Source organism: Mesorhizobium sp. LSJC269B00, from assembly GCF_000502815.1.
Taxonomy (GTDB): Bacteria; Pseudomonadota; Alphaproteobacteria; order Rhizobiales; family Rhizobiaceae; genus Mesorhizobium.
The window spans coordinates 161,863-188,187 of sequence record NZ_AYVN01000007.1 but is presented as its reverse complement, the minus strand read 5'-3'; the positions used below and the strand labels follow the sequence as shown (position 1 = coordinate 188,187).

29 protein-coding genes, 1 other RNA gene and 3 pseudogenes are annotated in these 26,325 nt (G+C 62.7%); 20 read left to right on the top strand and 13 right to left on the bottom strand.

Annotated elements, in window-relative coordinates; all coding sequences use genetic code 11:
* Positions 1–74 precede the first annotated feature (74 nt).
* The 7 genes from X771_RS1000000165935 (at position 75) to X771_RS145980 (ending at position 6,220) form a co-directional block, all read left to right on the top strand.
* On the top strand, positions 75–959 hold the full coding sequence (locus X771_RS1000000165935; protein WP_156936012.1) for a LysR family transcriptional regulator: 885 nt from the start codon (positions 75–77) through the stop codon (positions 957–959).
* Between the two features lie 141 nt (positions 960–1,100).
* Positions 1,101–1,667, top strand: coding sequence for an elongation factor P (gene efp, locus X771_RS145955; RefSeq protein ID WP_023668757.1), 567 nt, complete (start codon positions 1,101–1,103; stop codon positions 1,665–1,667).
* A 22-nt stretch (positions 1,668–1,689) separates the two neighbouring features.
* Positions 1,690–2,490, top strand: coding sequence for an inositol monophosphatase family protein (locus X771_RS145960; protein ID WP_023684166.1), 801 nt, complete (start codon positions 1,690–1,692; stop codon positions 2,488–2,490).
* A 206-nt stretch (positions 2,491–2,696) separates the two neighbouring features.
* Positions 2,697–3,317 (top strand): hemolysin III family protein, encoded by a 621-nt coding sequence (locus X771_RS145965; protein WP_023694587.1) that lies wholly within the window; start codon positions 2,697–2,699, stop codon positions 3,315–3,317.
* 179 nt (positions 3,318–3,496) lie between these two features.
* Positions 3,497–4,522 carry a MotA/TolQ/ExbB proton channel family protein gene (locus X771_RS145970; protein WP_023668754.1) on the top strand — a complete coding sequence of 342 codons (1,026 nt, stop codon included), beginning with the start codon at positions 3,497–3,499 and terminating at the stop codon, positions 4,520–4,522.
* Position 4,523: 1 nt separating this feature from the next.
* Complete coding sequence (locus tag X771_RS145975) at positions 4,524–5,555, top strand: peptidoglycan -binding protein (protein WP_023688946.1); 1,032 nt, start codon at positions 4,524–4,526, stop codon at positions 5,553–5,555.
* A 239-nt stretch (positions 5,556–5,794) separates the two neighbouring features.
* A complete protein-coding gene (locus tag X771_RS145980; RefSeq protein ID WP_023688945.1) occupies positions 5,795–6,220 on the top strand; it encodes a hypothetical protein in 426 nt (141 codons plus the stop codon).
* Between the two features lie 78 nt (positions 6,221–6,298).
* Here X771_RS145980 and X771_RS145985 read toward each other — a convergent pair whose 3' ends face one another.
* A complete protein-coding gene (locus tag X771_RS145985) occupies positions 6,299–6,652 on the bottom strand; it encodes a DUF1304 domain-containing protein (RefSeq protein ID WP_023668751.1) in 354 nt (117 codons plus the stop codon).
* Between the two features lie 146 nt (positions 6,653–6,798).
* Between X771_RS145985 and X771_RS145990 the strand changes: the two genes are divergently transcribed.
* Complete coding sequence (locus X771_RS145990; protein WP_023688944.1) at positions 6,799–8,286, top strand: carboxypeptidase M32; 1,488 nt, start codon at positions 6,799–6,801, stop codon at positions 8,284–8,286.
* Positions 8,287–8,296: 10 nt separating this feature from the next.
* Here X771_RS145990 and X771_RS145995 read toward each other — a convergent pair whose 3' ends face one another.
* Positions 8,297–10,099, bottom strand: coding sequence for an ABC transporter transmembrane domain-containing protein (locus X771_RS145995; RefSeq protein WP_023688943.1), 1,803 nt, complete (start codon positions 10,097–10,099; stop codon positions 8,297–8,299).
* Positions 10,100–10,303: 204 nt separating this feature from the next.
* Here X771_RS145995 and rpmE point away from each other — a divergent pair, with 204 nt between their 5' ends.
* Positions 10,304–10,525, top strand: a complete 222-nt coding sequence (gene rpmE / locus X771_RS146000) for a 50S ribosomal protein L31 (RefSeq protein ID WP_023668748.1) — start codon at positions 10,304–10,306, stop codon at positions 10,523–10,525.
* A 186-nt stretch (positions 10,526–10,711) separates the two neighbouring features.
* On the opposite strand, the gene X771_RS146005 is transcribed toward rpmE, so the two are convergent.
* A complete protein-coding gene (locus tag X771_RS146005) occupies positions 10,712–11,353 on the bottom strand; it encodes a TetR/AcrR family transcriptional regulator (protein ID WP_023684159.1) in 642 nt (213 codons plus the stop codon).
* A gap of 118 nt (positions 11,354–11,471) precedes the next feature.
* On the opposite strand from X771_RS146005, the gene X771_RS146010 reads away from it, so the two are divergent.
* Positions 11,472–12,299 (top strand): NAD(P)H-binding protein, encoded by an 828-nt coding sequence (locus X771_RS146010; protein ID WP_023688942.1) that lies wholly within the window; start codon positions 11,472–11,474, stop codon positions 12,297–12,299.
* A gap of 1 nt (position 12,300) precedes the next feature.
* A complete protein-coding gene (locus X771_RS146015) occupies positions 12,301–12,780 on the top strand; it encodes a DUF1772 domain-containing protein (protein ID WP_023688941.1) in 480 nt (159 codons plus the stop codon).
* A gap of 33 nt (positions 12,781–12,813) precedes the next feature.
* Here the strand turns inward: X771_RS146015 and X771_RS146020 are convergent, their stop codons facing one another.
* From X771_RS146020 to X771_RS0134380, 4 genes are all read right to left on the bottom strand, one after another.
* On the bottom strand, positions 12,814–13,125 hold the full coding sequence (locus X771_RS146020) for a SelT/SelW/SelH family protein (protein WP_023668742.1): 312 nt from the start codon (positions 13,123–13,125) through the stop codon (positions 12,814–12,816).
* On the bottom strand, positions 13,122–13,910 hold the full coding sequence (locus X771_RS146025) for an RDD family protein (RefSeq protein ID WP_023688940.1): 789 nt from the start codon (positions 13,908–13,910) through the stop codon (positions 13,122–13,124). Before X771_RS146025 ends, X771_RS146020 begins: the two co-directional genes overlap by 4 nt.
* Positions 13,911–13,991: 81 nt before the next feature.
* A complete protein-coding gene (locus X771_RS146030; protein WP_023668740.1) occupies positions 13,992–14,741 on the bottom strand; it encodes a YebC/PmpR family DNA-binding transcriptional regulator in 750 nt (249 codons plus the stop codon).
* A gap of 200 nt (positions 14,742–14,941) precedes the next feature.
* A complete protein-coding gene (locus X771_RS0134380) occupies positions 14,942–15,244 on the bottom strand; it encodes a helix-turn-helix domain-containing protein (RefSeq protein ID WP_031202834.1) in 303 nt (100 codons plus the stop codon).
* 51 nt (positions 15,245–15,295) lie between these two features.
* On the opposite strand from X771_RS0134380, the pseudogene X771_RS01000000165145 reads away from it, so the two are divergent.
* The 3 genes and pseudogenes from X771_RS01000000165145 to X771_RS01000000165140 all read left to right on the top strand — a co-directional run bounded on the left by X771_RS01000000165145 (position 15,296) and on the right by X771_RS01000000165140 (position 16,673).
* Positions 15,296–15,778: pseudogene (locus tag X771_RS01000000165145) on the top strand (SRPBCC domain-containing protein).
* A 20-nt stretch (positions 15,779–15,798) separates the two neighbouring features.
* The gene (locus X771_RS146035; RefSeq protein WP_023688939.1) at positions 15,799–16,161 is read left to right on the top strand and encodes a glyoxalase/bleomycin resistance/dioxygenase family protein; all 363 of its coding nucleotides are present in this window, start codon (positions 15,799–15,801) and stop codon (positions 16,159–16,161) included.
* Between the two features lie 28 nt (positions 16,162–16,189).
* A pseudogene (locus X771_RS01000000165140) lies at positions 16,190–16,673 on the top strand (SRPBCC family protein).
* A gap of 22 nt (positions 16,674–16,695) precedes the next feature.
* Here the strand turns inward: X771_RS01000000165140 and X771_RS146040 are convergent.
* The 5 genes from X771_RS146040 to ssrS all read right to left on the bottom strand — a co-directional run bounded on the left by X771_RS146040 (position 16,696) and on the right by ssrS (position 19,851).
* Positions 16,696–17,457 (bottom strand): TerC family protein, encoded by a 762-nt coding sequence (locus tag X771_RS146040; protein ID WP_023688936.1) that lies wholly within the window; start codon positions 17,455–17,457, stop codon positions 16,696–16,698.
* Between the two features lie 70 nt (positions 17,458–17,527).
* The gene (locus X771_RS146045) at positions 17,528–18,352 is read right to left on the bottom strand and encodes a YmdB family metallophosphoesterase (protein ID WP_023688935.1); all 825 of its coding nucleotides are present in this window, start codon (positions 18,350–18,352) and stop codon (positions 17,528–17,530) included.
* Positions 18,353–18,408: 56 nt separating this feature from the next.
* Positions 18,409–18,936, bottom strand: coding sequence for a DUF3592 domain-containing protein (locus X771_RS146050; protein ID WP_198025839.1), 528 nt, complete (start codon positions 18,934–18,936; stop codon positions 18,409–18,411).
* A gap of 82 nt (positions 18,937–19,018) precedes the next feature.
* On the bottom strand, positions 19,019–19,603 hold the full coding sequence (locus X771_RS146055) for a 5-formyltetrahydrofolate cyclo-ligase (RefSeq protein ID WP_023688934.1): 585 nt from the start codon (positions 19,601–19,603) through the stop codon (positions 19,019–19,021).
* A gap of 92 nt (positions 19,604–19,695) precedes the next feature.
* A non-coding RNA gene (gene ssrS / locus X771_RS1000000166930) (6S RNA) lies at positions 19,696–19,851 on the bottom strand.
* A gap of 149 nt (positions 19,852–20,000) precedes the next feature.
* Here ssrS and X771_RS146060 point away from each other — a divergent pair.
* Positions 20,001–20,840, top strand: coding sequence for a MoxR family ATPase (locus X771_RS146060; protein WP_023688933.1), 840 nt, complete (start codon positions 20,001–20,003; stop codon positions 20,838–20,840).
* A 41-nt stretch (positions 20,841–20,881) separates the two neighbouring features.
* Here X771_RS146060 and X771_RS146065 read toward each other — a convergent pair whose 3' ends face one another.
* The gene (locus X771_RS146065; protein ID WP_023688932.1) at positions 20,882–22,420 is read right to left on the bottom strand and encodes an MFS transporter; all 1,539 of its coding nucleotides are present in this window, start codon (positions 22,418–22,420) and stop codon (positions 20,882–20,884) included.
* Positions 22,421–22,562: 142 nt separating this feature from the next.
* Between X771_RS146065 and X771_RS146070 the strand changes: the two genes are divergently transcribed.
* The 5 genes and pseudogenes from X771_RS146070 (at position 22,563) to X771_RS146085 (ending at position 26,240) form a co-directional block, all read left to right on the top strand.
* Positions 22,563–23,426, top strand: a complete 864-nt coding sequence (locus tag X771_RS146070; RefSeq protein WP_023688931.1) for a LysR family transcriptional regulator — start codon at positions 22,563–22,565, stop codon at positions 23,424–23,426.
* Between the two features lie 58 nt (positions 23,427–23,484).
* Positions 23,485–23,931, top strand: coding sequence for a GNAT family N-acetyltransferase (locus tag X771_RS146075; RefSeq protein WP_023688930.1), 447 nt, complete (start codon positions 23,485–23,487; stop codon positions 23,929–23,931).
* A 35-nt stretch (positions 23,932–23,966) separates the two neighbouring features.
* On the top strand, positions 23,967–24,227 hold the full coding sequence (locus tag X771_RS146080; RefSeq protein WP_023688929.1) for a type II toxin-antitoxin system HicB family antitoxin: 261 nt from the start codon (positions 23,967–23,969) through the stop codon (positions 24,225–24,227).
* A gap of 9 nt (positions 24,228–24,236) precedes the next feature.
* Positions 24,237–25,426, top strand: a pseudogene (locus X771_RS01000000165135) (VWA domain-containing protein).
* Between the two features lie 16 nt (positions 25,427–25,442).
* Entirely contained in the window at positions 25,443–26,240 is a 798-nt protein-coding gene (locus X771_RS146085) for a hypothetical protein (RefSeq protein ID WP_023688928.1), read from the top strand.
* The last annotated feature ends 85 nt before the right edge of the window (positions 26,241–26,325 follow it).

The window sequence follows — 26,325 nt, the reverse complement described above, 5'->3', positions numbered from 1 at the left end:
TGTCCTTCCGTTTGAAAGGAAAATCGCTTGCCAGGCGGTGGATTTCAAATTCATAATGTTCAGAATGATTATGCTTGCAAAACATCGTTCTAGTTATGCTTGAGGAATTGCGCACGCTCGCCCTGTTTGCCGAGGAGGGCTCGATCCAGAAGGTCGCCCGGCGCCTGCCGCTGACGCAGCCGGCTGTGACCCGGCAAATCCAGCGGCTGGAGGACATGCTTGGCACGACGCTGCTCGACCGCCGGCAAAAGCCGCCGCGACTGACGCCGACGGGGCTGGAAGTGCTGGCGCGCGGCCGCGATATCATCGCTTCCGTAGAAGCGCTGAAATCCTTCGCCGGAAAGACCGAGCCGGAAGGACTGTTCCGCCTGGGTCTCGCCCATGGCCTCTCGGACCGCGACATCGCCGGGGCCATCGCCAACGCCGCGGCGGCGTTCCCGAAAGTGTCGCTACGGCTCAAGACCGGCTGGAGCGCCGAACTGATCGATCAATTCGAACGCGGCGAGCTCGATGTGACGATTGTTCTGCGATCGTCGGATAAGCCAGGTCCGGAAGCGCTTGGCACTGAACGTCTTGGCGTCATAGCTGCGTCCACCGTCCCTGATCCGGAAGACGGTGGCCGGACACCCATGCCGTGGGTGCTTAGTCCGGCCCCTTGCGACGCGCGCCAGAAACTCATGTCCGTTCTGGTCGGCGGAAGGCGTTATTTCGAGATCGCGGCGGAGATACAGGATCCGGCCTTGCAGATGGAATGGGTCCGTCGGGGGCACGGCCTTGGGCTAGTGCCGTTGCGTCTTGCAAGGCGCGGACTTCCCGACGGCCTCATGCTGGTCAACACGGAAGATGTCGACCTTTCCTTGCAGGTCGCCGCACTTCGTTCGCCTCATCTCAACCGGCTGACTGAGGCTGCGGATGCCATAGTCGAGGCCGTCGGCAAAGTCATTGCAGCCCAGGTTTGAGGCTACCGGCCCTTGTCGGGCGATCTGGCATCCCTTGCCTCTCCTGCCGATTTGTGGTCTTGGGGGCCCGAAATCGCTTGTCCAGCGACCATCCCCATACCAACGGCCAAGCCGTTGGTAGCATCCCGGATCAATCTCATCATGGCCAAGATCAATGGCAACGAAATCCGTCCCGGCTATGTCATCGAGCACGATGGCGGCCTTTGGGTGGCGGTCAGGACCAACACCGTCAAGCCCGGCAAGGGCGGTGCCTACAACCAGGTCGAACTGAAGAACCTGATCAACGGCACCAAGCTCAACGAGCGCTTCCGCTCGGCCGAGACCGTCGAGCAGATCCGGCTCGACCTGAAGGATTTTTCCTTCCTCTACGCCCAGGACGACGCACTGGTGTTCATGGACACGCAGAGCTACGAGCAGCTCGAGCTGGCGAAGGATTTCGTCGGCGACCGCGCCGCCTTCCTGCAGGACGGCATGATGGTGACGGTCCAGCTCTATGAGGACAGGCCGATCGGCATTTCGCTGCCCGACCAGGTGACGCTGACCATCACCGAGGCCGACCCGGTGGTGAAGGGCCAGACGGCCGCGTCCTCGTACAAGCCGGCGGTCCTGGAAAACGGCATCCGCGTGCTGGTGCCGCCATTCATCGGCGCCGGCGAACGCATCGTCGTCGACACCAACGAACTCACCTACATGCGCCGCGCAGACTGACACGTAGGCAGGAACAGATACGATGGCACGCTCCGCACTTCTCAATGTCATGGTCCAGGCCGCCATGAAGGCCGGCCGCTCGCTGTCGCGCGACTTCGGCGAGGTGCAGAACCTGCAGGTGTCGATGAAGGGACCGGGCGACTATGTCAGCCAAGCCGACCGCAAGGCCGAGGACATCCTGTTTGCCGAACTGTCGAAGGCACGGCCGGGCTATGCCTTCCTGATGGAAGAGCGCGGCATGATCGCAGGGGACGACGACCAGCACCGTTGGATCGTCGACCCGCTCGACGGCACCACCAATTTCCTGCACGGCATTCCGATCTTTTCCATCTCGATCGCGCTGGAGCGACAGGGCCAGTTGGTCGCCGCTGTCATCTACAATCCGGCAATGGATGAGCTCTACACCGCCGAGCGCGGCGGCGGCGCCTTCATGAACGATCGCCGGCTGCGCGTTGCCGGCCGCAGCAAGCTCACCGACTGCGTCATCGGCTGCGGCGTGCCGCATCTCGGCCGCGGCCAGCACGGCAATTTCCTCGTCGAGTTGCGCAATGTGATGGCCGAGGTCTCGGGCGTGCGCCGCCTGGGTTCCGCCGCGCTCGATCTCGCTTATGTCGCCGCCGGCCGCATGGACGGCTTTTGGGAAACCGGCCTTTCGGCCTGGGACATTGCCGCCGGCCTGCTGCTGATCCGCGAGGCCGGTGGCTTCGTCTCCGACATGGATGGAGGCCAGGATATGCTCGAGGCGGGTTCGCTCGTCGCCGGCAACGAGGTCATCCAGCGCGCGCTGCTCAAGGCGGTGAAGAAGCCGCTTTCGGCGCGCTGATCACTTGGCATGCCGGCGCGGCGTGCTGAAGCGCCGCAGTCGCAAAACCGCAATCAAAGCTTGAAATACTGCCCGGCGGCCGCCCAGATAAGGGTGACGCAGGATTTTTTATGACGAGCATACCTTCACTATCCTCGCGAGAAGCGCAGCCAGACCAGCCAGTTGAAATCCCTTATGTCGGGCGTTGGCACTACTCGCGTGCGGAGATGATCGCCGATGGCATCGTCCATGCGGTCGGCATCGTGCTGGCGATAGCAGCCGGCTCGGCCTTGCTGGCACTGGCCGCCTTCCATGCCGGTCCCGGCGAATACATCGCCGCCGCCTTCTTTGTGGTGTCGCTGCTGACTGTGCTGTCGATTTCGCTGACCTACAATCTGTGGCCGGTGACGTCGCCGGCGAAGTGGATCTTGCGGCGCTTCGATCATGCGGCGATCTACCTCCTGATCGCCGCGACCTACACGCCCTTTCTGGCCCAGCTCGACGGCTCGCCGCTGGCGCTGCCGATGATTGTCCTTGTCTGGACCGCTGCTTTGACCGGCATTGCCATGAAAGTGTTCCTGCCCGGCCGCTTCGATCGTCTGGCCATTGTCTTCTATCTCGCCATCGGCTGGAGCGGCGTCGTCCTGGTCAAGCCGCTGGTGGCGACGTTGCCGACGACCTCGATCGCGCTGATTGTCGCCGGCGGCATCGTGTACTCCTGCGGCGTCATCTTCTTCGCCTGGAAACGCCTGCGCTTTCACAATGCCCTCTGGCACGGCTTTGTCGTCACCGGCGCCGGGCTGCATCTTGCCGCCATGGTCGACTGCCTGGTCGTCAACCGCCTCTGAACGGCGTGGTGCGGCCCGACAGTCGGGCAATATTGCCAAGCGCCATTCAATTTGGTCACAATTCCGTTTAGAGTCGCGAATTACGTGATCGGCGGCACTGGAGCGGTTCCAGGGAAGTATGAGCGGCTTCCCGTTCGGAATTGCGTCAAGGCAAATAGAGCATCGGAAACGGGGCACGGATGGCTTTTCTCAGATCCTTCGGCGTGGGCAGGCGTTCTGATGTCCTGATGTACGATCCGCACAAACTGTCGAGCCCGCAGGTCTTCCTCCTGACCATGGTCATCTTCCTGGTCATCGTCGCCTTCATCGCCGCCATCCTCACCCGCCAGATCTCGACCGCTTTCGGGAGCAATCCCGGCCTCAACGGCCTGATCGTCGGCGTCCTTGTGGTCGGCATCCTGCTCGCCTTCGCCCAGGTCGGACGACTGTTTCGCGAAGTGCGCTGGGTCAATTCCTTCCGCGCCGGTTCCGAAACCACCGAGCCGGTGCTGCTGGCGCCGATGAAGGCGATGATCGGCCGCTCCTCGACGGTCGCCTTCTCGACGTCTTCGATGCGCACCATGCTGGATTCGATCGCCACCCGCCTCGACGAAAGCCGCGACACCTCGCGCTATCTCGTCGGGTTGCTGGTGTTCCTCGGTCTGCTCGGCACCTTCTGGGGCCTGCTCAACACCATCGGCTCGATCCGCGAAACCATCGAATCGCTCGATCCCGGCACCGGCGACGCCGCCGCCGTGCTCGATTCGCTGAAGCAGGGGCTGTCGGCGCCGCTGGCCGGCATGGGTACGGCCTTTTCGTCCTCGCTGTTCGGCCTTTCCGGGTCGCTGGTGCTAGGCTTCCTCGACCTGCAGGCCGGCCGCGCGCAGACCCGCTTCTATACCGAGCTTGAAAACTGGCTGTCCTCGGTCACCGATCTCTCCTCCGACATCGCCGTCGCCGACCCGGCCAAGACTGAATCCTCCGACGAGATCCGGGTCCTGTCGGAACGGCTGCGCAGCATGCAGGAAAGCGGCGGCGGCTCCAATCCGCGCGTCGCCACCGCCATGGCCAATCTCGCCGACGGCATTTCCGGACTGGTCAAGAACATGCGCTCCGAGCAGCAGATCATGCGCGACTGGGTCGAGGCCCAATCGGACGAGCAGAAGGCGATGCGCAACACGCTGGAAAAGATCGCCGACGCGCTGAAGAAACCCGGGGTCCACTAGCATGGCTCTCGCCAGGGGCCGGCGCACCGATCGCCGGATCGACTATTGGCCGGGCTTCGTCGACGCGCTGTCGACGCTGCTGCTCGCCATCATGTTCCTGCTCACCGTTTTCGTGCTGGCGCAGTTCCTGCTCGGACGCGAACTCTCCGGCAAGGATACGGCGCTCACGCGCCTCAACTCGCAGATCAACGAACTGACGCAGTTGCTGGCGCTGGAGCGCTCGAGCGCGCAGGACAAGGACGATTCGCTGGCCAATCTGCAGGCGTCGCTGTCGGCCGCCGAAGCTGAGAAGAGCCGGCTCGAGCAGCTGCTGGCAAAAGGTGCCGGCGCCGGCGACGCCGCCACCCAGCGCGCCGCGGAACTCGGCGGCGAACTCGACAGCCAGCGCCAGATCAGCCAGCAGGCGCTGAGCCAGGTCGAGATCCTGAACCAGCAGATCGCAGCACTGCGCAAGCAGATCGGCGCGCTCGAGGACGCCCTCAATGTGTCCGAAACGCGCGACCGCGATTCCAACACCAAGATCGCCGATCTCGGCCGTCGGCTCAACGTCGCGCTGGCGCAGCGCGTGCAGGAGCTGAACCGCTATCGCTCCGACTTCTTCGGCCGCCTGCGCGAAATCCTCGCCGACCGCGAGAACATCCGCATCGTCGGCGACCGCTTCGTCTTCCAGTCGGAAGTTCTGTTCCCGACCGGGTCGGAAGTGATCAACGATGCCGGCAAAGTCGAGATGAAGAAGCTCGCCGATGCCATCATCGAGTTGCAAAAGGAAATCCCGCCCGAGATCAACTGGGTGCTGCGCGTCGACGGCCACACCGACAACAAGCCGCTGTCCGGCGCCGGCCGCTATCGCGACAATTGGGAATTGTCGACGGCGCGTTCGACCTCGGTGGTCAAGTTCCTGATCGAGAACGGCGTGCCCGCCAACCGGCTGGTTGCGGCCGGCTTCGGCGAATTCCAGCCGCTCGACCCCGCCGACACCGAAGACGCCCGCAACAAGAACCGACGCATTGAACTGAAGCTCACCGAACGGTGATTTTCGGTCACGCGAAATTGTTTGCCGGCTCAACTCTAGGGCGCAACGCCAGGTCGGCAAGGCCTGAAAACATTATCTTTCTTTAATTACACTTCGCGTTTCCGGGCTCCTACTTTGACGCGCAGGGCCGAGAACCGCCGGCGATGCCTCCCATCGCGACGCGACGGAACCGGACGGCCCGCTTCCGGAAGGCGGAGCGAAAGCGCTTGCCCCTTCCATAGCAGGAGGAGACGCACATCATGCGCTCTTTGAAGACTCTCAGGACCGCAACCCTCACGACACTTCTGATCACTGTTCCACTCGCCGGCGCCTATGCCGCCGGACATCACAAGGGCGCCCTCGACGCCAGCGACCCGACCGACATGACCGGTCCGCGCGTGACCGGCCTGATCGAGCAGGTGCGGGGCGTCGAACAGGGCATCACGGATGCGCGCGAGACGAAGGGCATCTCGACCTCGGAAGCGCAGTGGCTGCATCTGCGTGCTGCGCATATCGGCCAGGCCGCCGAACGGGTCGCCGCTTCGGACCATGGCCGGATCCCGGCCGCGCAATATCACGATCTGCTGCGCCGCCTCGACAATGTCGATCAGAGGCTGATGTCCGACACCGGCAGCGGCTTCATGATCGGTGATGGCTCCGACGGCGGAAATTATCCGAACGGCTGAGATCCGCTCTGATATCTCCAGGAATGAGGAAGGGACTGTCTGACGCCCCCGGATCTGGCTCCGAGGGCGTCTTTTTTGTCACCAGCCCAGCCACAGCGCAGCGAGGGCCAGCACCGCCGGCACGGTCTGAATATAGAGGATCTTCCGGCTGGCAGTCGCCGCGCCATAGAGGCCGGCGACGGCGATGCAAAGCAGGAAGAACACCTTGATCTGGAATCCCGCCGCGCCGAGATAGAGGCCCCAGATCAGCCCGGCGGCAAGGAAGCCGTTGTAGAGCCCCTGATTGGCGGCGAGCACCTTCGATGCGCTGGCGAAGTCCGGCTTGAGGTTGAACGCCCTGTGCCCGCGCGGTGTGTCCCACGCCACCATCTCCAGATAGACGATAAAGAGGTGGATCAGGGCCACCAGCCCGACCAGGATATTGCCGATCATCTTAGTCTCCCCTCCATGGCGGTGTTCCACCGTCAGCCAGCATTCCACGCACCAGCTCACCGGCGCAAGCTGCATAGCCACCTTTGAGGGTTGCCAATCCTGGCGCGTTGGTATCTTTTCCCGCGGTCCAAAACGCGGAACCTGTCATGTCTTTTCAGAAGCTCGATGATCTCGGCCACAAGCTCGAAGCGCTGGAACATGCGCTCGCCATCCTCGGCGCCGACGAGGCGACCCACATGGCCGTCGGCGGCGGCGAGAAGCGCGCCGAAGCGATGTCTTCCCTTGCCGGCATGCTGCATATCAGGGCTACCGCGCCGGAGATCGCCGACTGGCTCGCCGCTGCAGAAGCTGAAGCGCTCAACGAGGAGCAGCAGGCGGCGGTCCGCGAACTGCATCGCCAATACACCAACCTGACCTGCCTGCCGGTCGAATTCGTCGAGCGCCAGACGGTAGCGCGCATGCGCTCGGAGCAACTCTGGCGCGACCTGCGCGCCAAGAACGACTGGGCCGGATTCCTGCCGGCGCTCGAAGGTGTCATCGCGCTGGTGCGCGAGGAAGCCGCTTTGCGCGCCGACGCGCTCGGCCTCGATCCCTACGACGCACTGATGGAGCAATACGATCCTGGCAACCGGGCCGCCGACATCACGCCGGTCTTCACCGAGCTGAAGACATTCCTGAAGGGCTTCGTGCCGGAAGCGCTGGCCGTACAGGAAGCGCGACTGGCCAAGCGCCCGCTGAAGCCGCTCTCCGGCAGCTATGCGATCGACAAACAGCGCGAGCTTGGTCTCGCCATGATGGCTTCGGTCGGCTTCGACCTCACCCATGGTTCTCTGTCGGTATCGCACCATCCTTTCTGCGGCGGGGTGCCGAGCGACGTTCGCATCACCACCCGCTACAAAACGTCCGATTTCCTGTCGGCTTTGATGGGCGTGCTGCACGAGACCGGCCACGCGCTCTACGAGCAGAACCTGCCGAAGGCCTGGGCGCACTGGCCGCTCGGCAAGGCGCGCGGCATGGCGGTGCATGAAAGCCAGAGTCTGTTCGTCGAGAAACAGGTCGGCCGCAACCCCGAATTCTGGCGCTGGGCGCTGCCCGTGGTCGAAAAGCATCTCGGCGAAGCCTGGTCGCTCGACGACATCCTGCCGCATGTGCACCGGGTCGAGCGCGGCCTGATCCGCGTCGACGCCGACGAGGTCACCTACCCGCTGCATGTCATCCTGCGCTACGAGTTGGAGCAGGAGCTGGTCTCGGGGCGGCTGCAGGCGGCCGACCTGCCCGAAGCCTGGGACGCCAAGATGCGGGAGTATCTTGGCCTTTCGACCATCGACAACCCAGCCGACGGACCGATGCAGGACGTGCATTGGCCAGGCGCCGCCTTCGGCTATTTCCCGTCCTATACGCTGGGCGCCATGATGGCGGCGCAGCAATGGGCTGCGCTGACGCGCGACCATCCTTCAGCCGACAGCGACCTCGCCAAGGGCAATTTCGCCGCCATCAATGACTGGCGCCGCGACAATATCTGGTCGCAGGGATCGCGCTGGTCGACGCCCGAACTGCTTGAGCGCGCCACCGGGGAAAAGCTCAACGCCGCGTATTTCACCGAGCATCTCCGCAAGCGGTATGGTCCCACCTGATTGCGGGTTGCTACTCCGCGGCACCCCTGAAGGCGCTTGCTCCGGTTTCGAACTGCAGCTTGGCCAGCCTTGCATAGATTCCGCCCTTGGCGACCAGGCTCTGGTGCGTGCCTTCCTCGACGATGCGGCCGCCCTCCATGACCAGGATGCGGTCGGCCTTCAGCACGGTCGCCAGCCGGTGGGCGATGACGATGGTGGTGCGGCCCTGCATCAGCCGTTCCAGCGCCGTCTGCACCAGCGTCTCGCTTTCGGCGTCGAGCGCCGACGTGGCTTCGTCGAGGAGCAGGATCGGCGCGTCGCGCAGGATGGCGCGGGCGATCGCCACGCGCTGACGTTGGCCGCCGGACAAGGTGACGCCGCGCTCGCCGACCTGGCTGTCGTAGCCCTTGTCGAGCCTGAGGATGAATTCGTCGGCCAGCGCGTCCCTGGCGGCGGCCTCGATCTCGGCATTCGTCGCGCCCGGCCGGCCAAAGCCGATATTGTCGCGCGCGCTTGCCGCAAAGATGGTGACATCCTGCGGCACGATGGCAATGCGCTCCCGCACTTCAGCCGGATCGGCTTTGCGCACGTCGACACCGTCAATGGCGATGCGGCCGGTTTCGGGATCGTAGAAGCGCAGAATCAGCGAAAAGACGGTGCTCTTTCCGGCGCCCGACGGGCCGACGATCGCCACCGTCTCGCCGGGCTCGACCTGAAAACTCAAGCCGTGGACGGCGGCACGGTCCGGCCTTGCCGGGTAGGAGAAGGAGACGTCGTCGAAACTGATCGCGCCTGTCGCCTTGGCGGGCAGCGGCAGCGGATTGGCCGGCGGTTGAATCGCCGGCGTCTCGTCGAGTATCTCGGTCAGCCTTTCGGCCGCACCCGCCGCCTGGGCAAGCTCGCCCCAGACTTCCGACAGTGCGCCCAGCGCGCCTGCGGCAAACACGGAGTAAAGCAGGAACTGGCCGAGCGTGCCGGGCGACATCGTGCCGGCAAGCACGTCACGCGAGCCGAACCACAACACCGCCACGACCGAGGAAAAGATCATGAAGATGGCAAAGAAGGTGAGCAGCGAGCGGGAGAAGATCGACGAGCGCGCCGCCTGGAAGGCGGCTTCCACCGCGGCCGAGAACCGCCCGGTGACCAGCGTCTCGTTGGTGAACGCCTGCAACGTACGCACCGCGCCGATTTGCTCGCTTGCATAGGCGGTCGCTTGCGCCAGCGTGTCCTGCGCCTGCCGTGACCGGCGCCTCACCGAACGGCCGAACGCGACCAGCGGCAGCACGATGAGCGGAATGGCCGCGATCACCAGGCCCGACAGTTTCGGGCTGGTGATAACCATCATCGCCACCGCGCCGAGCCCGAGGATGACGTTGCGCAGCGCCACCGAGGCAGTGGCGCCGACCGCAGATTTCACCTGCGTGGTGTCGGCGGCAAGCCGCGAGACGATCTCGCCCGACTGGGCGGTGTCGAAGAAGGACGGCGAAAGCGTCGTGACATGCGAAAACACGTCGCTGCGGATGTCGGCAACGACCCGCTCGCCGAGCGTGATGACGAAGTAGTAGCGTCCGGCCGACGCCGCCGCCAGAATGGCTGCCATCGCCACCAGGGCGGCGAAATACTCGGCGATGACGACGGTGCCGGAAGCACTGAAACCGTGGTCGATCATGCGCCGCACGGCCAGCGGCAGCGCCAGCGTCGTCGCTGCGGCGATGGCGAGCGAAATGAGGGCGCCTATGACCAGTTTGCGGTAGCGGAATATGTAGGGATATAGGCGCCTGAGCGGCCCGAGCGAGCGCCTGCGCCCGTCTTGCTCGCCGCTGATGTCCGCCATGACCGTTTCCTCTGGCCGCTCCAGGTGGGCGCGTTCAATATGCGCCTGCCGTGGCCTTGTGATTCAATTCCGGCTGATGTATAGGCTCGCCGACCGTTTTAGAAGCCGTGGCTTTTCAATAGCTGCGGCTTCGAGTTTTAAAAAGGGGCGCATCGACGCAGGCCGCGGGCCCGTCTATAGCGCCGCAAGCCAGGAAGCACGACAATGAAGGCCGATATCCATCCCGACTACCACACCATCAAGGTCGTCATGACCGATGGCACCGAATACTCGACCCGTTCGACCTGGGGCAAGGAAGGCGATACGATGAACCTCGATATCGATCCGACCACGCACCCGGCCTGGACCGGCGGCCAGCAGACCCTGCTCGACCGCGGCGGCCGCCTGTCGAAGTTCAAGAAGCGCTTCGAAGGTTTCGGCCTCTAAAGTTTACCTGTATCGCTGAATAAAGAACCCGCCTTTGTGGCGGGTTTTTTGTTGCCGTCAAAGTCAGTCGCTTCAAGCTAACGCGCCGATACCTCCCGCTTGTGGGGAGGTCGGCCCAAGGGTCGGGTGCGGTCCGACGCCTCCACCCTGCTGCTTCGAAGCGACCCTTCCCAGAGTGGTGCGAGCCTACCCGTCCACCAATTCCCGCAGCGCCATGCGCTTGTAGGCGGCGACCAGCCTGTCGCCCTCCTGCCGATCGACCGAGATCGCCAGCCGCACGGCAGCCTCGCCCATCTGCCAGACCAGAAACGCTGTGGTCTCCAGCGCCACCGGATCGGCGCCGGGATGCAGCCGCTTCAGCACCATGGTCAGGAATTCGGCATTTGCCCGGCTGTCGGCGAGTTCGAGCTGGCGCAGCGCCTTGTCGGCCTGCGTGCCCGACCAGATGTCGCGCATCACCGGCTCGGCCAGGAACAGCTGATAGTAGATATCCACCAGCTCCGAAAACGCCTGCCGCAGGCCCTCGGCGTCGACGACATCCTTGAGCGCCGAGGAGATGCAGGCCTGGCTTTCGGCGGTGTAGCGCTCGGCCAGCGCCCAGACGATCGCCCGCTTGTCGGGAAAGAACTGGTAGAGCGAGCCGATCGACACCGCGGCCCGTTCCGCCACCTCGCCCATGCGCATGGCGTCGCTGCCTTGCTCGGCAATCAGCGCCGAGGCTGCGGCCAGCATGCGCTCGACCCGCTCGCGGCTGCGCTGCTGGGTGGGCGCCCGTCGCGGCGATGCGACCTGCTCCTGGGCAGATGCGGGCGTTGCTGTGTCTTCCATGACGGCCTCCGGTCTCGACAAAATCTGCCAACAGACGGCTTGACTCCCAAAATACGAGGGTTTATCACGTTTTGCAAATGTGAGGATTACTCATATTTGTAAACAAAGGAAAACCACAATGACCGACACCAAACCAGTCCTGATCCTCGGTGGCACTGGCAAGGCCGGCCGTCGCCTCGCCGAGCGGCTGACCTCACAGGTCATTCCCGTGCGCATCGGCTCGCGTTCCGGCAGCCCCCGCTTCGACTGGGAGGTTCCGGCGACCTGGGAGCCTGCCATGCAGGGCGTGGGCGCCGTCTACATCAGTTACTATCCCGACATCGCCGTGCCGGGCGCCGCCGAGACCGTCGGCGCCTTCGCCAGGCTTGCGGTGGCAAATGGCGTCACCCGCATGGTGCTGCTCTCCGGCCGCGGCGAGACCGAAGCCCAGCGCGCCGAAGAGATGGTCAAAGCCTCGGGCGCTGACTGGACGATCCTGCGTTGCGCTTGGTTTTCGCAGAATTTCAGCGAAGGTTTTCTCGTCGAGTCCTTGCGGCAAGGCGAAGTGGCTTTGCCTGTCGGCCCTGTTGGCGAGCCCTTCGTCGATGTCGACGACATCGCCGATGCTGCCTTCGTTGCGCTGACCGAACCGGGTCATGTCGGCCAGCTCTATGAGTTGACCGGGCCGCGGCTGCTAAGCTTCGCCGACGCGGTTGCCGAGATCGCCAAGGCGACCGGCCGCGACATCCGCTATATCAAGATCTCGCATGACGAATTCACCGCCGCGACGGCGGCATACGAACTGCCGCCCGAAATCGCCTGGCTGCTCAACGAGCTGTTCACCGAAGTGCTTGACGGCCGCAACGAGACGCTGACCGACGGCGTCCAGCGTGTGCTCGGCCGCGCGCCGAAAGACTTTTCCGCCTACGCAAATGAAACCGCTGCAACCGGCATCTGGAGCAACTGAGATGATCAAGCTTTTTCCCACCCTCACCATCATCGCTGCAATCGGCTCGGGCGTCGTCGGCGGCGTGTTCTTCGCCTTTTCCAACTTTATCATGGCGGCGCTTGCCCGGCTGCCGGTCCCCCAAGGCATCGCGGCGATGAATTCGATCAACATCACCGTGATCACGCCCACCTTCATGACGGCGCTGTTCGGCACCGGCCTGCTCTGTCTGGTGCTTATCGCCGCCGTTATCATGGGGGGGTGGAGCCAGTCCGGTTCATACTGGCTGCTTGCCGGTGCCGTGATCTATTTGATCGGCAACCCGATCGTGACCATGGTCTTCAATGTGCCGCTCAACGATGCGCTCGCCGCCGTCGACGCGGCCAGCGCCAATGGCGCAGCCGTGTGGGCGAACCATCTGAATCAATGGGTGATGTGGAACCACGTCCGCACCATCACCGCCATCGTGTCGATGGCCTGCTTCATGTTCGCATTGCTCTGAAAAATGGCACTTCGCAAACGCAAGGACCTCGCCTCAAGCGGGGTCCTTTTGCGTGTGACCCTTGCGGTCGGAATGACCGAGATCGCGGCCCGGATCGATGACGTCGCGCACCAGCTGCTTGAGCTTGGCGGCATCGGGAAAGCCGCCGTCGCGCTTGCGGTCCCAGACCAGCACATCGTTGCAGGAAACGGTGAAGATGCCGCCTGTGCCCGGCACCAGCGTCACTTCACCAAGATCCGTGCCGAAGGTGGAGAGCAGTTCCTGCGCCATCCAGCCGGCCCGCAACAGCCACTGGCACTGCGTGCAATAGGTGATGACCACGCGGGGCCTCTCCGGCACACTCATGTCTGGGCCTCCTGTATGCGCACCGTGGTATTTGCGAATCGATCGTGTATCGGGTCGTCGCCCAGAGCTATGGATATCGCAATCCAGACCGGCCAGATCAGCACCAAAACGAGGGCAGCGGATGCAACCACTATTTCCAGGCTGGAGTAATCCAGCACGCCACCGGGAGCGGTGCCCCAAGCCTGAAAAGCATACCAGCTTCCCGTCAGGACGATCGGTAATGCGCCGAGAAACTTGATAAGTTGCCGCCGAACAGCCTTTCTCGCCGGCAGGCCGGCCCTATGTCTGTCGTCCTCATCATGTACAGTGAGCTCCGTGAGCCGCTTGCCGATTGATTGGCCGGACTTCAACTCCATAATGAGGAGATAAGACGCCAGAGCGATCAGCTCGAGGAAACCCAGGTCCAATGCTGCAGGCCTGAAATTCCCTTGCGAATCCAGATCGATCGAGATGGAGGATGTTTCTCCAGGCTTTGAGCCCGGCGCCGTACCCACGCTCCATATGGCGACCGGCAAACCGAGTACTGATGTTCTACACACCTGCCTGTCATAACGGGCAAGTGTCGGGGCACCGTGAACCGTACCCTCCTGGCATAGTTTCCAGTTCAGCCAAAAGCTGCCTTTTACGCCACCGTTGGTCAGCAGAAATAGAGCCCCTACGAGCAAATAGAGGGCGATCAGGATTACAAGGTAGTCGATGAGTGCAGCGAGAAACCGTCGCCATATGCCGGGCCGGCGAGGCCAGGCCACCGCATCGGCAAAACTTGCCTCTTTATAGTCGGTCATCGGCCCCCCCTGATCACTGACTAATCTATAGGCAGGCCGCCGTCATACAGCAATATTCGCATCCGACTGTATTGCACGGACCTACGCCGCGCTGAGCTTGGCCATGGTCTCGTCGTCGACCTCGAAATTGGCGTAGACGCTCTGCACGTCGTCATCGTCCTCGAGCGTTGCCACCAGTTTCATCAGCGATTGCGCCCGCTCTTCGTCGACCGGGACATTGTTCTGCGGCTGCCAGATCGGCTTCACCGATTCGGCCTCGCCAAGCGAGGCTTCCAGCGCCTTAGACACTTCGCCCATACTCTCGAACGCACAGTAGATGGTGTGGCCTTCCTCGTCGGACTCGACATCATCGGCGCCGGCCTCGATCGCCGCGTCCATCACCTTGTCGGCGCTGCCGGCGGAGGCCGGATAGTAAATCTCGCCGGCGCGGTTCCACATGAACGACACCGAGCCGGTTTCACCAAGCGCACCGCCGGCTTTGGTGAAGGCGGCGCGCACATTCGAGGCCGAGCGGTTGCGGTTGTCGGTCAGCGCCTCGACGATCAGCGCCACGCCGCCTGGCCCATAGCCTTCATAGCGCACCGCTTCGTAATTCTCGGCATCGCCCATCGACGCCTTGTTGATGGCGCGCTGGATGTTGTCCTTCGGCATCGACACCGCCTTGGCGTTCTGGATAGCCAGGCGCAAACGCGGGTTCATCGATGGGTCGGGCGTCCCGCTCTTGGCGGCGACGGTGATTTCGCGCGCCAGCTTGGAAAACATTTTTGACCGCACCGCGTCCTGCCGGCCCTTGCGGTGCATGATGTTCTTGAACTGTGAATGGCCAGCCATGGCACCCCTGTCGTCTTCGGCTAGAGCATCCCGAAGCGAGGTGGTCTCACCTCGTCTTCCCGGGTACTCGAATTCAAATTTTCAGAGCCGTCCAAGGTGCAACGCGATGGATGCACGGCGTTCTCTGTCGGAATGGCCGGCTTATAGATAAATCGGCTCAATTCGTCCAGCCGCGCCGGTTCAGCCCTCCAGACCGGATTTCAGCCGTCGATAATGCTGAGCGCATGGCCGGCATACTGGCTGATCCAGCGGTCATGAATATGCTTGATCGGCAGCGCGTTGAGATGGTTCCAGCGCTCGCGCCCTTCGCGCTTTGCCACCACCAGTTCAGCTTCTTCCAGCACCTTGAGATGCAGCATGACGGTGCAGCGATCGATGTCGGGAAACGCCTCGCACAACATGCCGGTCGTCTGCGGCGCATCCTTCAGCCGATCCAGCAATTCGCGACGGCGCGGATTCGCCAACGCCTTGAAAACGTGATCGTCTGCGGTTTGGCTTGACATGTTATGTTTCTATAACATATTGTCGAACCAATCAAGGAAGGAGCTGTGGATATGTCTCTTGGATTCAGAGTTTCCGGGCGCATCGGCAAACCGGTCGCAGAAGTCTTCGACGCAGTCGTGAATCCGGAGAAGCTCAGCTGCTATTTCACCACCATCGGCGGCGCCAGCGCCCCGCTGGAAGCCGGCATCGGTGTCGTCTGGTGGGGAAAAGTGCCGGTCGAGGTCGATGAAGTGGTCAAGGACAGCCGCATCGTGTTGCGCTGGGATGCCACAGATGCCGACGACAGGCCGGCCTATAAGACACGCATCGAGATGAACTTCGAGCCGCTGGACGATGGCGGCACCCTTGTGACCATTGCTGAATCCGGCTGGCCGGAAGGCGTGGTCGGCCTGCAGAAATCCTACCTCAATTGCGAGGGCTAGTCGCAGATGCTGGCTTGCATGAAAGCCTATGTCGAATACGGCATCAACCTGCGCGACGGCTACTACCGCGGCGAGATGAGGGGCGAGCCGGCCAACGAGACAAACAGATGAACCGCGCAACGGAGCCCGCAATGACCGCGAAAATGACCGGCGGCATCAACATCGCCATGAAAGTGCCCCCGCATCAATACGAGGCGACGATCGCCTTCTATCGAGATGTCGTCGGCTTGAAGCCATTCACCGCCAAGGCGCCGGCCATCGGCTTCGAGCTCGGCCCCAACCGTCTGTGGATCGACGAGGCGCCGATGCTGAGTCAGGCCGAAGTCTGGCTTGAGCTTTTCACCGACGATTCTGCAGCCATTGCGGATCATCTCGCCAAGGCCGGCGTCGTCCGTTGCGACGCGGTCGAGCCCCTGGGCGAAGGCTTTCGCGGCTTCTGGATCGCTAACCCGGCCAGCATCGCTCACATGGTGCGCGAGCCTGACGCTTGGTGAGCGCAAACCGGACAAAGAAGCAGCGTCGATGGAAATTCACAAAACGCCGACTGCCGAAGCCGGCATGCTGATCAGGCGGCCGGTCGCCGAGGTCTTCGAGGCGATCGTCAACCCGGCCATCACCACGAAATTCTGGTTTACCCACAGCAGCGGCCGGCTGGATGGCGGCAAAGAGGTTCGCTGGGAGTGGCGCATGTACGGCGCCTCGGCGATGGTCAATGTCAGCGAGATCGTCGAGAACAAGAAGATCGTCATGCAATGGAGCGATCCGCCGACCACTGTGGTCTGGACATTCACGGAGATGCCCGGCGCCGAAACGCCTGACGGTGCGACCTTTCTTGAGGTCAGCAATTTCGGCTTCGCCGGCACCGCCCGACGAGCAGGTCAAGCAAGCGATCGGCTCGGCCGACGGCTTCGCACTGGTTCTTGCCGGCGCAAAGGCATGGCTGGAACAGGGCCTTTCGCTTGGCCTGATCGGCGACCGCTACCCAAACGGCGTGCCGGGGCGCTAGGGCCGCCCCTGCGGCGCCAGCATCAATGCCCGCCGCCGGATTTCTTGCGCCGCCGCGCCAGCATGTTCAGGCCCTCGACCAGGGCGGAAAAACCCATGGCGGCGTAGATGTAGCCCTTCGGCACATGATAGCCCATTCCGTCGGCGATCAGCGTCATGCCGATCATCAGCAGGAAGCCCAGCGCCAGCATGACGATGCTCGGGTTCTTGGCGATGAAATTGGCCAGCGGCCCTGCCGCCAGCATCATCACGCTCACCGCCACGATCACGGCGATGTACATTATGGCAATCTCGTCGGTCATGCCGACGGCGGTGATGATCGAATCGATCGAAAAGACGAGATCGAGCAGCAGGATCTGGAAGATGGCGCCGGCAAGCGCGATCTGCAGCGTCTCGCCCATCATCGTATCCTTGTGGTCGTCGGGATCGACGGTGTGGTGGATTTCCTTGGTCGCCTTCCAGACCAGGAACAGGCCGCCGGCAATCAGGATCAGGTCGCGCCAGGAAAAGCCATGGCCGAACGCTGTGAACACCGGCGTCGTCAGCTGCACGATGATGGAGATGGTTGCGAGCAGCACCAGCCGCATGATCAGCGCCGCCGAGATGCCGAGACGCCGGGCGCGGGCGCGCTGCGCTTCCGGCAATTTGTTGGTCAGGATCGAGATGAAGATCAGATTATCGATGCCGAGCACGACCTCAAGCACGATCAGCGTCAGCAAAGCGACCCACGCGGTTGGATCGGAAACAAATTGAAAATGCGGCGCCAGGAACTCAACGAGCTGCATGGAGGTCGTCCCCTCTACGATCTAGAGCAGTTTCGTCGCCAATTAGGTACTATATTCCACCATATCAATGTCACGACCAGAACGATGGCGCGGTTTCTTCAAGCCGCGGCCCGCGACGAAACGGCGCGATCTTTTCGGCCAGGCCCGTCCGGTCGGAAATGTCGACGCCGACGCCGCACAATGTCGCCGGTCCGGTGGCCGCCTCGAAGCGGCCTTTCGGAACTTTCGACAGGAAGCGGTTGAGCGGCTCTTCCTTGTCCATGCCGAGCGAGGAATCATAGTCTCCGCACATGCCGGCATCGGACATGTAGCCGGTGCCGCCATTGAGGATCTGGTGGTCGGCCGTCGGCTGGTGCGTATGGGTGCCGATGACGAGGCTGGCGCGGCCGTCGACGAAATGCGCGAAGCACATTTTCTCCGAGGTCGCTTCGGCATGGAAGTCGATGACCACGGCATCGGCCTGCTCGCCCAGCGGACAGGCGGCCAGCTCGCGCTCGCCGGCCTGGAACGGATCGTCGAGCTCGGGATGCATGAACACCCGGCCCATGATGTTGGCGACCAGCACGCGCGCACCGTTTTTGGCGATGTAGACGCCGGAGCCGCGCCCCGGCGTGCCCCTGGGGAAGTTGGACGGGCGCAAGAAGCGCTCCTCGCGCGGCGCGAAGATCAGTGCGTCGCGCTGGTCCCAGACATGGTTGCCGGTGGTGACGACATCGGCACCGGCGGCGATGGTGTCGCGAAAAATGTCTTCGGTGATGCCGAAGCCGCCGGCGGCGTTCTCGCCATTGACGATGACGAAATCGAGTTTGAAATCCGAGATCAGGCCGGGCAGCTGTTCCCACACCGCCGTACGTCCCGATTTGCCCACCATGTCGCCGAGGAAGAGAAGTCTCATGCCCACTTCTATCCAGAGGCACGGACGCTAGGCAAGCGCTACCCGGGCGATTGGCGCTAACGCCGGCCGAAAGTACCACGCTGCCGTTGAGACGGCTTTGCGCTCGCGCCCGCGACGCGAACTGCCGAAGGCATCATCGGTGACGCCGGCGGTGCGGTGCGTCCGCGCAGCCAGAAGAACCACACGTAAAAAACAGTGAACCCACCAGTAGCGGCCAGGAGCAACAGCCCGCCGCGCCAGCCCTTCATCGCCGCGGTATCGAGGATCGATGGATTGGCAGGGTTGTAATACAACTTCACCGCGTCGCCTTTGGACGCCGTGTAGAGGCCGATGTCCTTTCCCTTGCCGGACCACGTCATCGGTGCATCGTTCGCGACATAGGTGACAGCGACGTTGATGCCTTTCGTGGTGAGGCCATTACCCTGGGCTTCGCTGTAGGAACTGACATCCGTCACTGTGGCAACCGTCTGATGCCAGGCGAACTGGTGGTGCAGGGCCGTTCCGGAAATGTGCAATGCCATCGCGAACAGCGTCACCGCTATGAGGACGAACGGCATCAGCAGGAAGCGTGCGAAGACAAACATGATGGCCGCCATCGGCTCGGACTGTGTTGCCGGAATACTATCCGGCACGTCTTGGAAACGCGTTAAGCGGGATCGCGGTCTTTTAAGCGATGTCGAAGCGGCGCAAACCGCTCTCGGTCAGTATTTCCGGGATGATGACGTCGTGCGCCTCATCCGGCACGAGACCCACCTCCTGGCAATCGAAAGCGATGCCGATCAGTCGTGGCGGCTGGCCCTTGTCGATCAGCCTGGCGATGGCGCGGTCGTAATAGCCGGCGCCATACCCGATGCGATGACCGCGGCTGTCGAACGCCGCGAGCGGCACCAGCATCACCGCGGGATCGAGAACCTCGGCCTCCGCATGCGGACCGACCGTGCCAAAACCCATCTCGACCATCGGCGCGCCGTGCACCAGTTCGCGAAAGACTATGGTGGTCTTGTCGAGGATGGCCGGCAGGCAAAGCCTGGCTCCCTTCTCACGCAAGGCAAACATCAGCGGCCTGACGTCGACTTCCGATCGCATCGGCCAGAAAGCTGAAACGATCTGACCCGGCTCGATGGCGAGGTGGTCGCGCGCCGTCTCGGCCATTTCAAGCGCGATCTCCACCCGCCGCAGCGGATCGAGCGCATCGCGACGGCCGAGTGCCTCGAGGCGCAACTGCTTTTTCAGGTCTTTGGGAGATGTCATGCGCGGACGATAGAAAAGGTCGGATCTGGGTGACGTTTCATGAGCGACGTTTTCTACCACATCATCCGCCAAACTGGGCGGATACAGGTAAGTGACGATCCACACAACCGGTGGAGAGAGCGATCCCGGGAACCTACAAAGTAGGTGGGCGCCGTATGAGAAAACCCACGGGTCTTCCCAGGGACAGCTCCCTAAGGATCGTTAAGGCCCCGGGGAAAATGTTCTCCTGCCGGGAAGCGCAGACCGCCAAGCCCAATATAGGCGGCTGGTCGGTCAAGCGCTAGTGACATGAGCCGATGTTTCCATTTCGATCTCACACGCTTTCGTCGCAGCCGGCTCGCCCTTGCACAGGTCAAGCAGCGTCCTTACGGTCGCGCTCACCAACCGAGGAGCAAGTATGCGTTTCGAAGGCACGGCGGCCTATGTCGCCGACAAGGATCTGATGGTGGCGGTGAACGCCGCGATCGCGCTGGAACGGCCATTGCTGATCAAGGGCGAGCCGGGCACCGGCAAGACCGAGCTTGCCCGCCAGGTGGCATCGGCGCTCGGCCTCGACCTGATCGAATGGCACGTCAAGTCGACCACCCGTGCGCAGCAGGGACTGTATGAATATGATGCTGTCTCGCGGCTGCGCGACAGCCAGCTCGGCGATGCCAGGTTCAACGACATCAAAAACTACATCAAGCGCGGCAAGCTCTGGCACGCCTTCGCGGCCGGTAAGAAGGTCGTGCTGTTGATCGACGAGATCGACAAGGCCGATATCGAATTCCCCAACGACCTGCTGCAGGAACTCGATCGGATGGAGTTCTTCGTCTACGAAACCGGCGAAACGATCCGCGCCGCTGTGCGCCCCATCGTCATCATCACTTCCAACAATGAGAAGGAACTGCCCGACGCCTTCCTGCGCCGGTGCTTCTTCCACTACATCCGCTTTCCCGATGTCGACACGCTGCACAAAATCGTCGACGTGCACTATCCCGGCATAAAGCAGAATTTGGTGCGTGCTGCCCTGACCCAGTTCTACGAGATCCGCGATGTGCAGGGGTTGAAGAAGAAGCCGTCGACCTCCGAGGCGCTCGACTGGATCCGCCTGCTGGTCGCCGACGACATCGCACCCGAGGATCTGCGCGCCGACCCCAAGAATGCGCTGCCGAAGCTGCACGGCGCACTGCTCAAGAACGAACAGGACGTGCATCTGTTTGAACGCCTGGCCTTCATGGCCAGACGGCAGGGGTGAGGATCGAGGGTTGGCTGACAGCTACGGGCGGCTTTGGCCGCTTACTCCGCGGGAGCAAACCCTCTCTCCTGCGGCGCGACGCGCTTCGGCCCGAAGATGACGAAGCCGATGACCGACAGGGCGAGAACGCCGATCCCGCAATAGAGCATGACCCAGCCGAAACCGTTGACCAGGGCGGCATGCACGATGGCGCCGGATGGGTCGAGGGCTGCGAGCTTCGGCGTCCCCTGCGCAAGGCCCTCCAGATTGCCGGTGGCAACCCTTTCCGCTAGTGCCCGCAACTCATCCGGCTCCAAAGCCGCGCCGAGTGTGGCCCGCAGGTGGGAAACGATACCTTGCGTCAGCAGCAGGCCGAGCACCGCGATGTTGATGGCAAGCGTGATCAGGCGTGCGCTGATGTCGATGCCGGACGCCATGCCGGCACGATCCGGCGATACCGCGCCGGTCGTGGTATTGGTGGTCGGCGAATTGGTGAGACCGATGCCGATGCCGGCAATCAGCGTGCCGGGCAGCATGGTCAGCCAGGTGGCGCCCTCGAGCCCGGAGCCGATCCACATGGCGATGAAACCGATCCCTAGCGTCAGCAGACCGAGCGGGATGGCAATTCGCGCCTGATAGCGCGCGCGCAGGCGCTCGGCGATCGGCGGCATCACCATGAAGGGCAGCGTGTAGACGAGCAACAGCAGGCCGGTCGTCGTGCTGTCGTAGCGGAGAACGCCCGAATAATAGATCGGCAGATAGATGATGAACGGCCAGTAACTGAAATTCATGCCGATGGCGCCCATGATCGCGCCGGAAAATTGGCGGATGCGGAACGCGGAGAAATCGAACATCGGATAGGGATTGACCCTCTCGGCGACAAGGAAAGCGATGAACGCAGCCACGGAGGCTGATATCACGCCGATGCGGGCGCTGGTCCCGAGATCCGCACCCTGCGTGATCAGATAGGAGAAGCCGAACACAGAAGCCGACAGCGTCAGCATGCCGGCCCAGTCAAGCTTCTGGGCGTTGTGATCGCGCGATTGCGTGACACCGGCGCCGATAAAGGCGAGCGCCAGGATCGCCAGCGGCACGTGGATGAGGAACACCCATTGCCAGTTCGACAGCGCCACGATCAAGCCACCGATGGCGGGCCCGAAACCGAGCCCGATGCCTGAGACGACGCTCCAGGCGACGAAAGCCTTGCCGCGTTCGCGGCCGTCCTGGAACTGATGCGACAGCACGGCGACGCTGCAGGTCAGCATCGCGCCGCCGGCGAGACCTTGCAGGAAGCGGGCGGCGATCAGCAGCGCCGCACTCGGCGCTAGGCCGCACAGCAGCGAGGCGAGGCCGAAGGCGACGGTGGTGATCACCATCACGCTCTTGCGGCCGAAACGGTCGGCCAATGTCCCCGTCGCCATAAGCACTGTCGTGCAGGCGATGGTGTAGGCATTCATGATCCACTGCAAATCCCTGAAATTGGCGGCGAGCACGCTTTCCAGTTTCGGCAGGATCACCGGCACGCTGGAGATTTCGAGCCCGAACAGCAGCGACGCCAGGCACACGCCGGTGAGCGCTATGGTGTTTCGTTGAATTGGCATATCGATCTCTTTCCATCCGAGCATGAGGCGCTCTTCAAACCGCGACCAGTTTGAGATAGAGGAGACTCGACCATGAAAAAAGGCTATGCTCGGCTATATCAGAAATGACAAAACGGAATGATTGGCCCAATGGAGTGCTGCGATGACCAGTCTTGATGTGGACGCCGTACGAACCTTTGTGATGGTGGCCGATCTGCAGAGCTTCACCCAGGCGGCATCGGCGCTGAGCAGCACGCAGGCGACGATCAGCGTCAAGCTGCGCCGCCTTGAGGAGAAGCTCGGCGCGCGATTGATCGAAAGAACGCCGCGCCGCGTCAGCCTGTCGGCACGAGGCGCCGTCTTCCTACCCGCCGCGCGTGACTTCCTTGCCGCGCACGAGCGCGCCATGGCGGAGTTTGCGTCAGCACCGTGCCGGCTTGCGCTCGGCTTTGTCGATCATGCCGCCGGTCCGGCGCTGTCCATTCTGATTGCCCAGCTCCATGCGCACGATCCATCGCTGACGCTCAGTTTGAGGATCGATACCAGCACGGTGCTCAAGGAAGCTTTCGATCACGGCGAGCTCGATGCAGTCATCGTGCACCGCGAAGGCGACAGCCGTCCTGGCCGGACCTTGTCGCGCAACCACTATGGCTGGTTCGCAGCACCTTCCTTCGAGTGGCAGCGCGGAACGCCGTTGCGCCTCGCGCTCTTAAGCACCGTGTGCAACTGTCCGGATCGTGTGCGGGCGGTCGAGGCGCTGGACAAAGCAGGCATCGCCTGGGAGGAGGCCTTCGTCGGCGGCGGCGGCGCGGCCGTCAACATTGCGATATCGGCGGGCTTTGCCGTTTCGGCGCTGGCTCACTGCGTCGCTCCGCCCGGCCTGATCGAGGTTGGCCGCAAACTTGGTCTTCCATCGCTTGACCCTTCCGAAGTGGTGCTGCATTCGCACAATCTGGCGCCGCGCGCGCGTGACGCGCTGCAGATGCTGGTGACCGCATTTCGCGAGTACAATTCGCCGGTGGATTAGGCGATGGTGTTTCCGATCTGATTCCGCCGGAATCCGATAAGGCTTTGGAGGAACCGAAATGACCGAGATCACCGTCCGCCCGCTGGCGCTGGCCGACCATGCCGACTGGCGGCGGCTGTGGACTGCCTACCTCACCTTCTACGAGACCAAGCTGCCGGACGAGGTCTACGACATCACCTGGAAACGACTGTTCACGGAAGGTGAATTCGAACCGAAGGGGTTTATCGCCACGCTCGACGGCAAGGCGGTCGGCCTGACCCATTATCTCTATCACCGCTCCGGCTGGTCGGAGAAAAACAACTGCTACCTGCAGGACCTGTTCGCCGACCCTGATGTGCGCGGCAAGGGCATCGGTGCGGCCCTCATTGAAGCGGTCAAGCAGGCAGCCGGCAAGATCGGCGTCAAGAACGTCTATTGGATGACCCACGAAACCAACACCACAGCGCGCAAGCTCTACGACCATGTCGCGCGGCGGACAGGGTTTATCGAGTATGATCTGCTATGATGCGAGCGCGATCGAAATAACGCGGAAGGAGCCGAATGATCCGCTATGTCGGAATCCTGGATGGCAGTGACGGCGTTTGGGGAGTGCGGATGCCCGATCTCGCCGGCTGCCACGGGGCCGGCGCAAACCCGGCTGAAGCGATAGCCGATGCCGCGTCGGCTACGCGCGAATGGGCGGAAGCCCGCATCGCAAAGCACTTGCCCATGCCCAACCCACGTACCGTGGCAAATCTTCTGCAATCCGGCGAAATCGACAGTGCCCGTGGCGACTCCGCCGTGACCGTTCGGCATAGATAACGGCCAACCATGTTCCTCCCCTTCTTTCTCGAACTAAAGGCCGCGCGGGTTCCCGTTTCGCTCAGGGAATATCTGTCGCTGCTGGAAGGGCTGGAGGCCGGGCTGGTCGACTATGACGTCCAGGGTTTTTACTACCTCGCCCGCGCCGCGCTTGTGAAGGACGAACGCCATATCGACCGCTTCGACCAGGTGTTTACGCATGTCTTCAAGGGGATCGAGGCGCTCACCGGCCCCGATGCCGTCGGTGTCGCCAACATCCCTGAGGAATGGCTGCGCCGGCTCGCCGAAAAGCACCTGACCGAGGAAGAGAAGAAACTGATCGAGGCGCTCGGCGGTTTCGACAAGCTGATGGAGACACTGAAGCAGCGGCTGGAGGAGCAGAAAGGCCGCCACCAGGGCGGCTCGAAATGGATCGGTACCGGCGGCACCTCGCCTTTCGGCGCCTATGGCTACAATCCCGAAGGCGTGCGCATCGGCCAGCATGAAAGCCGAAATCGCCGTGCGGTGAAAGTCTGGGACGAGCGCGAGTTCAAAAATTTCGACGACGCCGTCGAGCTCGGCACCCGCAACATCAAGGTGGCGCTGAAGCGCCTGCGCCGCTGGGTGCGCGAGGGTGCGGAGGAAGTGTTCGACCTGCCCGGCACCATCCATGCCACCGCCGAGCACGGCTATCTCGATGTGCAGACGCGCCCCGAACGGCGCAACGCCGTGAAGCTCTTGATGTTCTTCGATGTCGGCGGCTCGATGGACGACCACATCAAAGCGTCGAGGAGCTGTTTTCGGCCGCCCGCGCCGAATTCCGCCAGCTCGAATATTTTTACTTCCACAACTGCGTTTACGAGGGCGTCTGGAAGGACAACCGGCGCAGGCATGCCGAGACCATCCCGACCTTCGATCTGCTTCACAAATACGGCCCCGACTACAAGGTGATCGTCGTCGGCGATGCCTCGATGAGCCCTTACGAGATCGCGCATCCCGGCGGTTCGGTCGAGCATTGGAATCCGGAAGCCGGCAGTGTCTGGCTTGGCCGCCTCATCCAGCAATGGCCGAATGCGGTCTGGCTGAACCCCGAAAACCAGAAAAACTGGGGCTTCACCCATTCGATCGCGATGATCCGCGATCTCTTCGGCGGCCGCATGTTCCCACTGACGCTGGCCGGGTTGGAAGCCGCGACGAAGCAGCTCTCACGCAAGCATTGATATGAGAGGAAAACCGATGACCTGCTTTCTTTGCCCGCAATGCGGCGTCCAGTTCGCGGCAACGCAGACCCCTCCAGAAAATTGCCCGATCTGCGAGGACGAGCGGCAATATGTGCGCTGGGAAGGCCAAGCCTGGATCACTGGGGAAGAACTCTCTGCCGGGCATAGGCTTGTGATGAAGGACGATGCCGGCGTTCTCGCTTTCGGCATCGAGCCGCGCTTTGCTATCGGCCAGCGGGCGCTGCTGGCGCAGACGCCGCACGGCAATGTGCTGTGGGATTGCATCTCGATGGTGAGCGACGAGGCGGTAGCCGAAATCAACCGTCGCGGCGGCCTGGCCGCGATCGCCATTTCGCACTGCCACTATTATTCGGTGATGGTCGAGTGGAGCGAGGCGTTTGGCGGCGTGCCGATCTATCTCCATGCCGACGACCGCCAGTGGATCATGCGGCCGCACAACGCCATCGTCAACTGGGCGGGCGAGACGCTGGCCATAAACCCGTCGCTGACACTCGTGCGTTGCGGTGGCCATTTTGCCGGCGGCCAGGTGCTGCATTGGAAACGCGATGGCGGTAACGCCCTGCTGTCCGGCGACATATTGCAGGTGACGCCGACGCGTCGCCATGTCAGCTTCATGTACAGCTATCCGAACTACATTCCGCTCAATGCGCCGGCCGTGCGACGCATCGCGGCGGCACTTGAGCCTTTCGAATTCGACGACATCTACGGCGCGTGGTGGCAGCAGAACATCATCGGCGGCGCAAGAACGGCATTTCATGCGTCGATCGCCCGCTATCTTCAGGCGATTGGGTAGGAACTCGGCTGAAAATGCGAGCAAAACACGTAACAAACGCCTATCTCTAAGCGAATATTGCTTGCAACCAACAACAAGCCGCCAA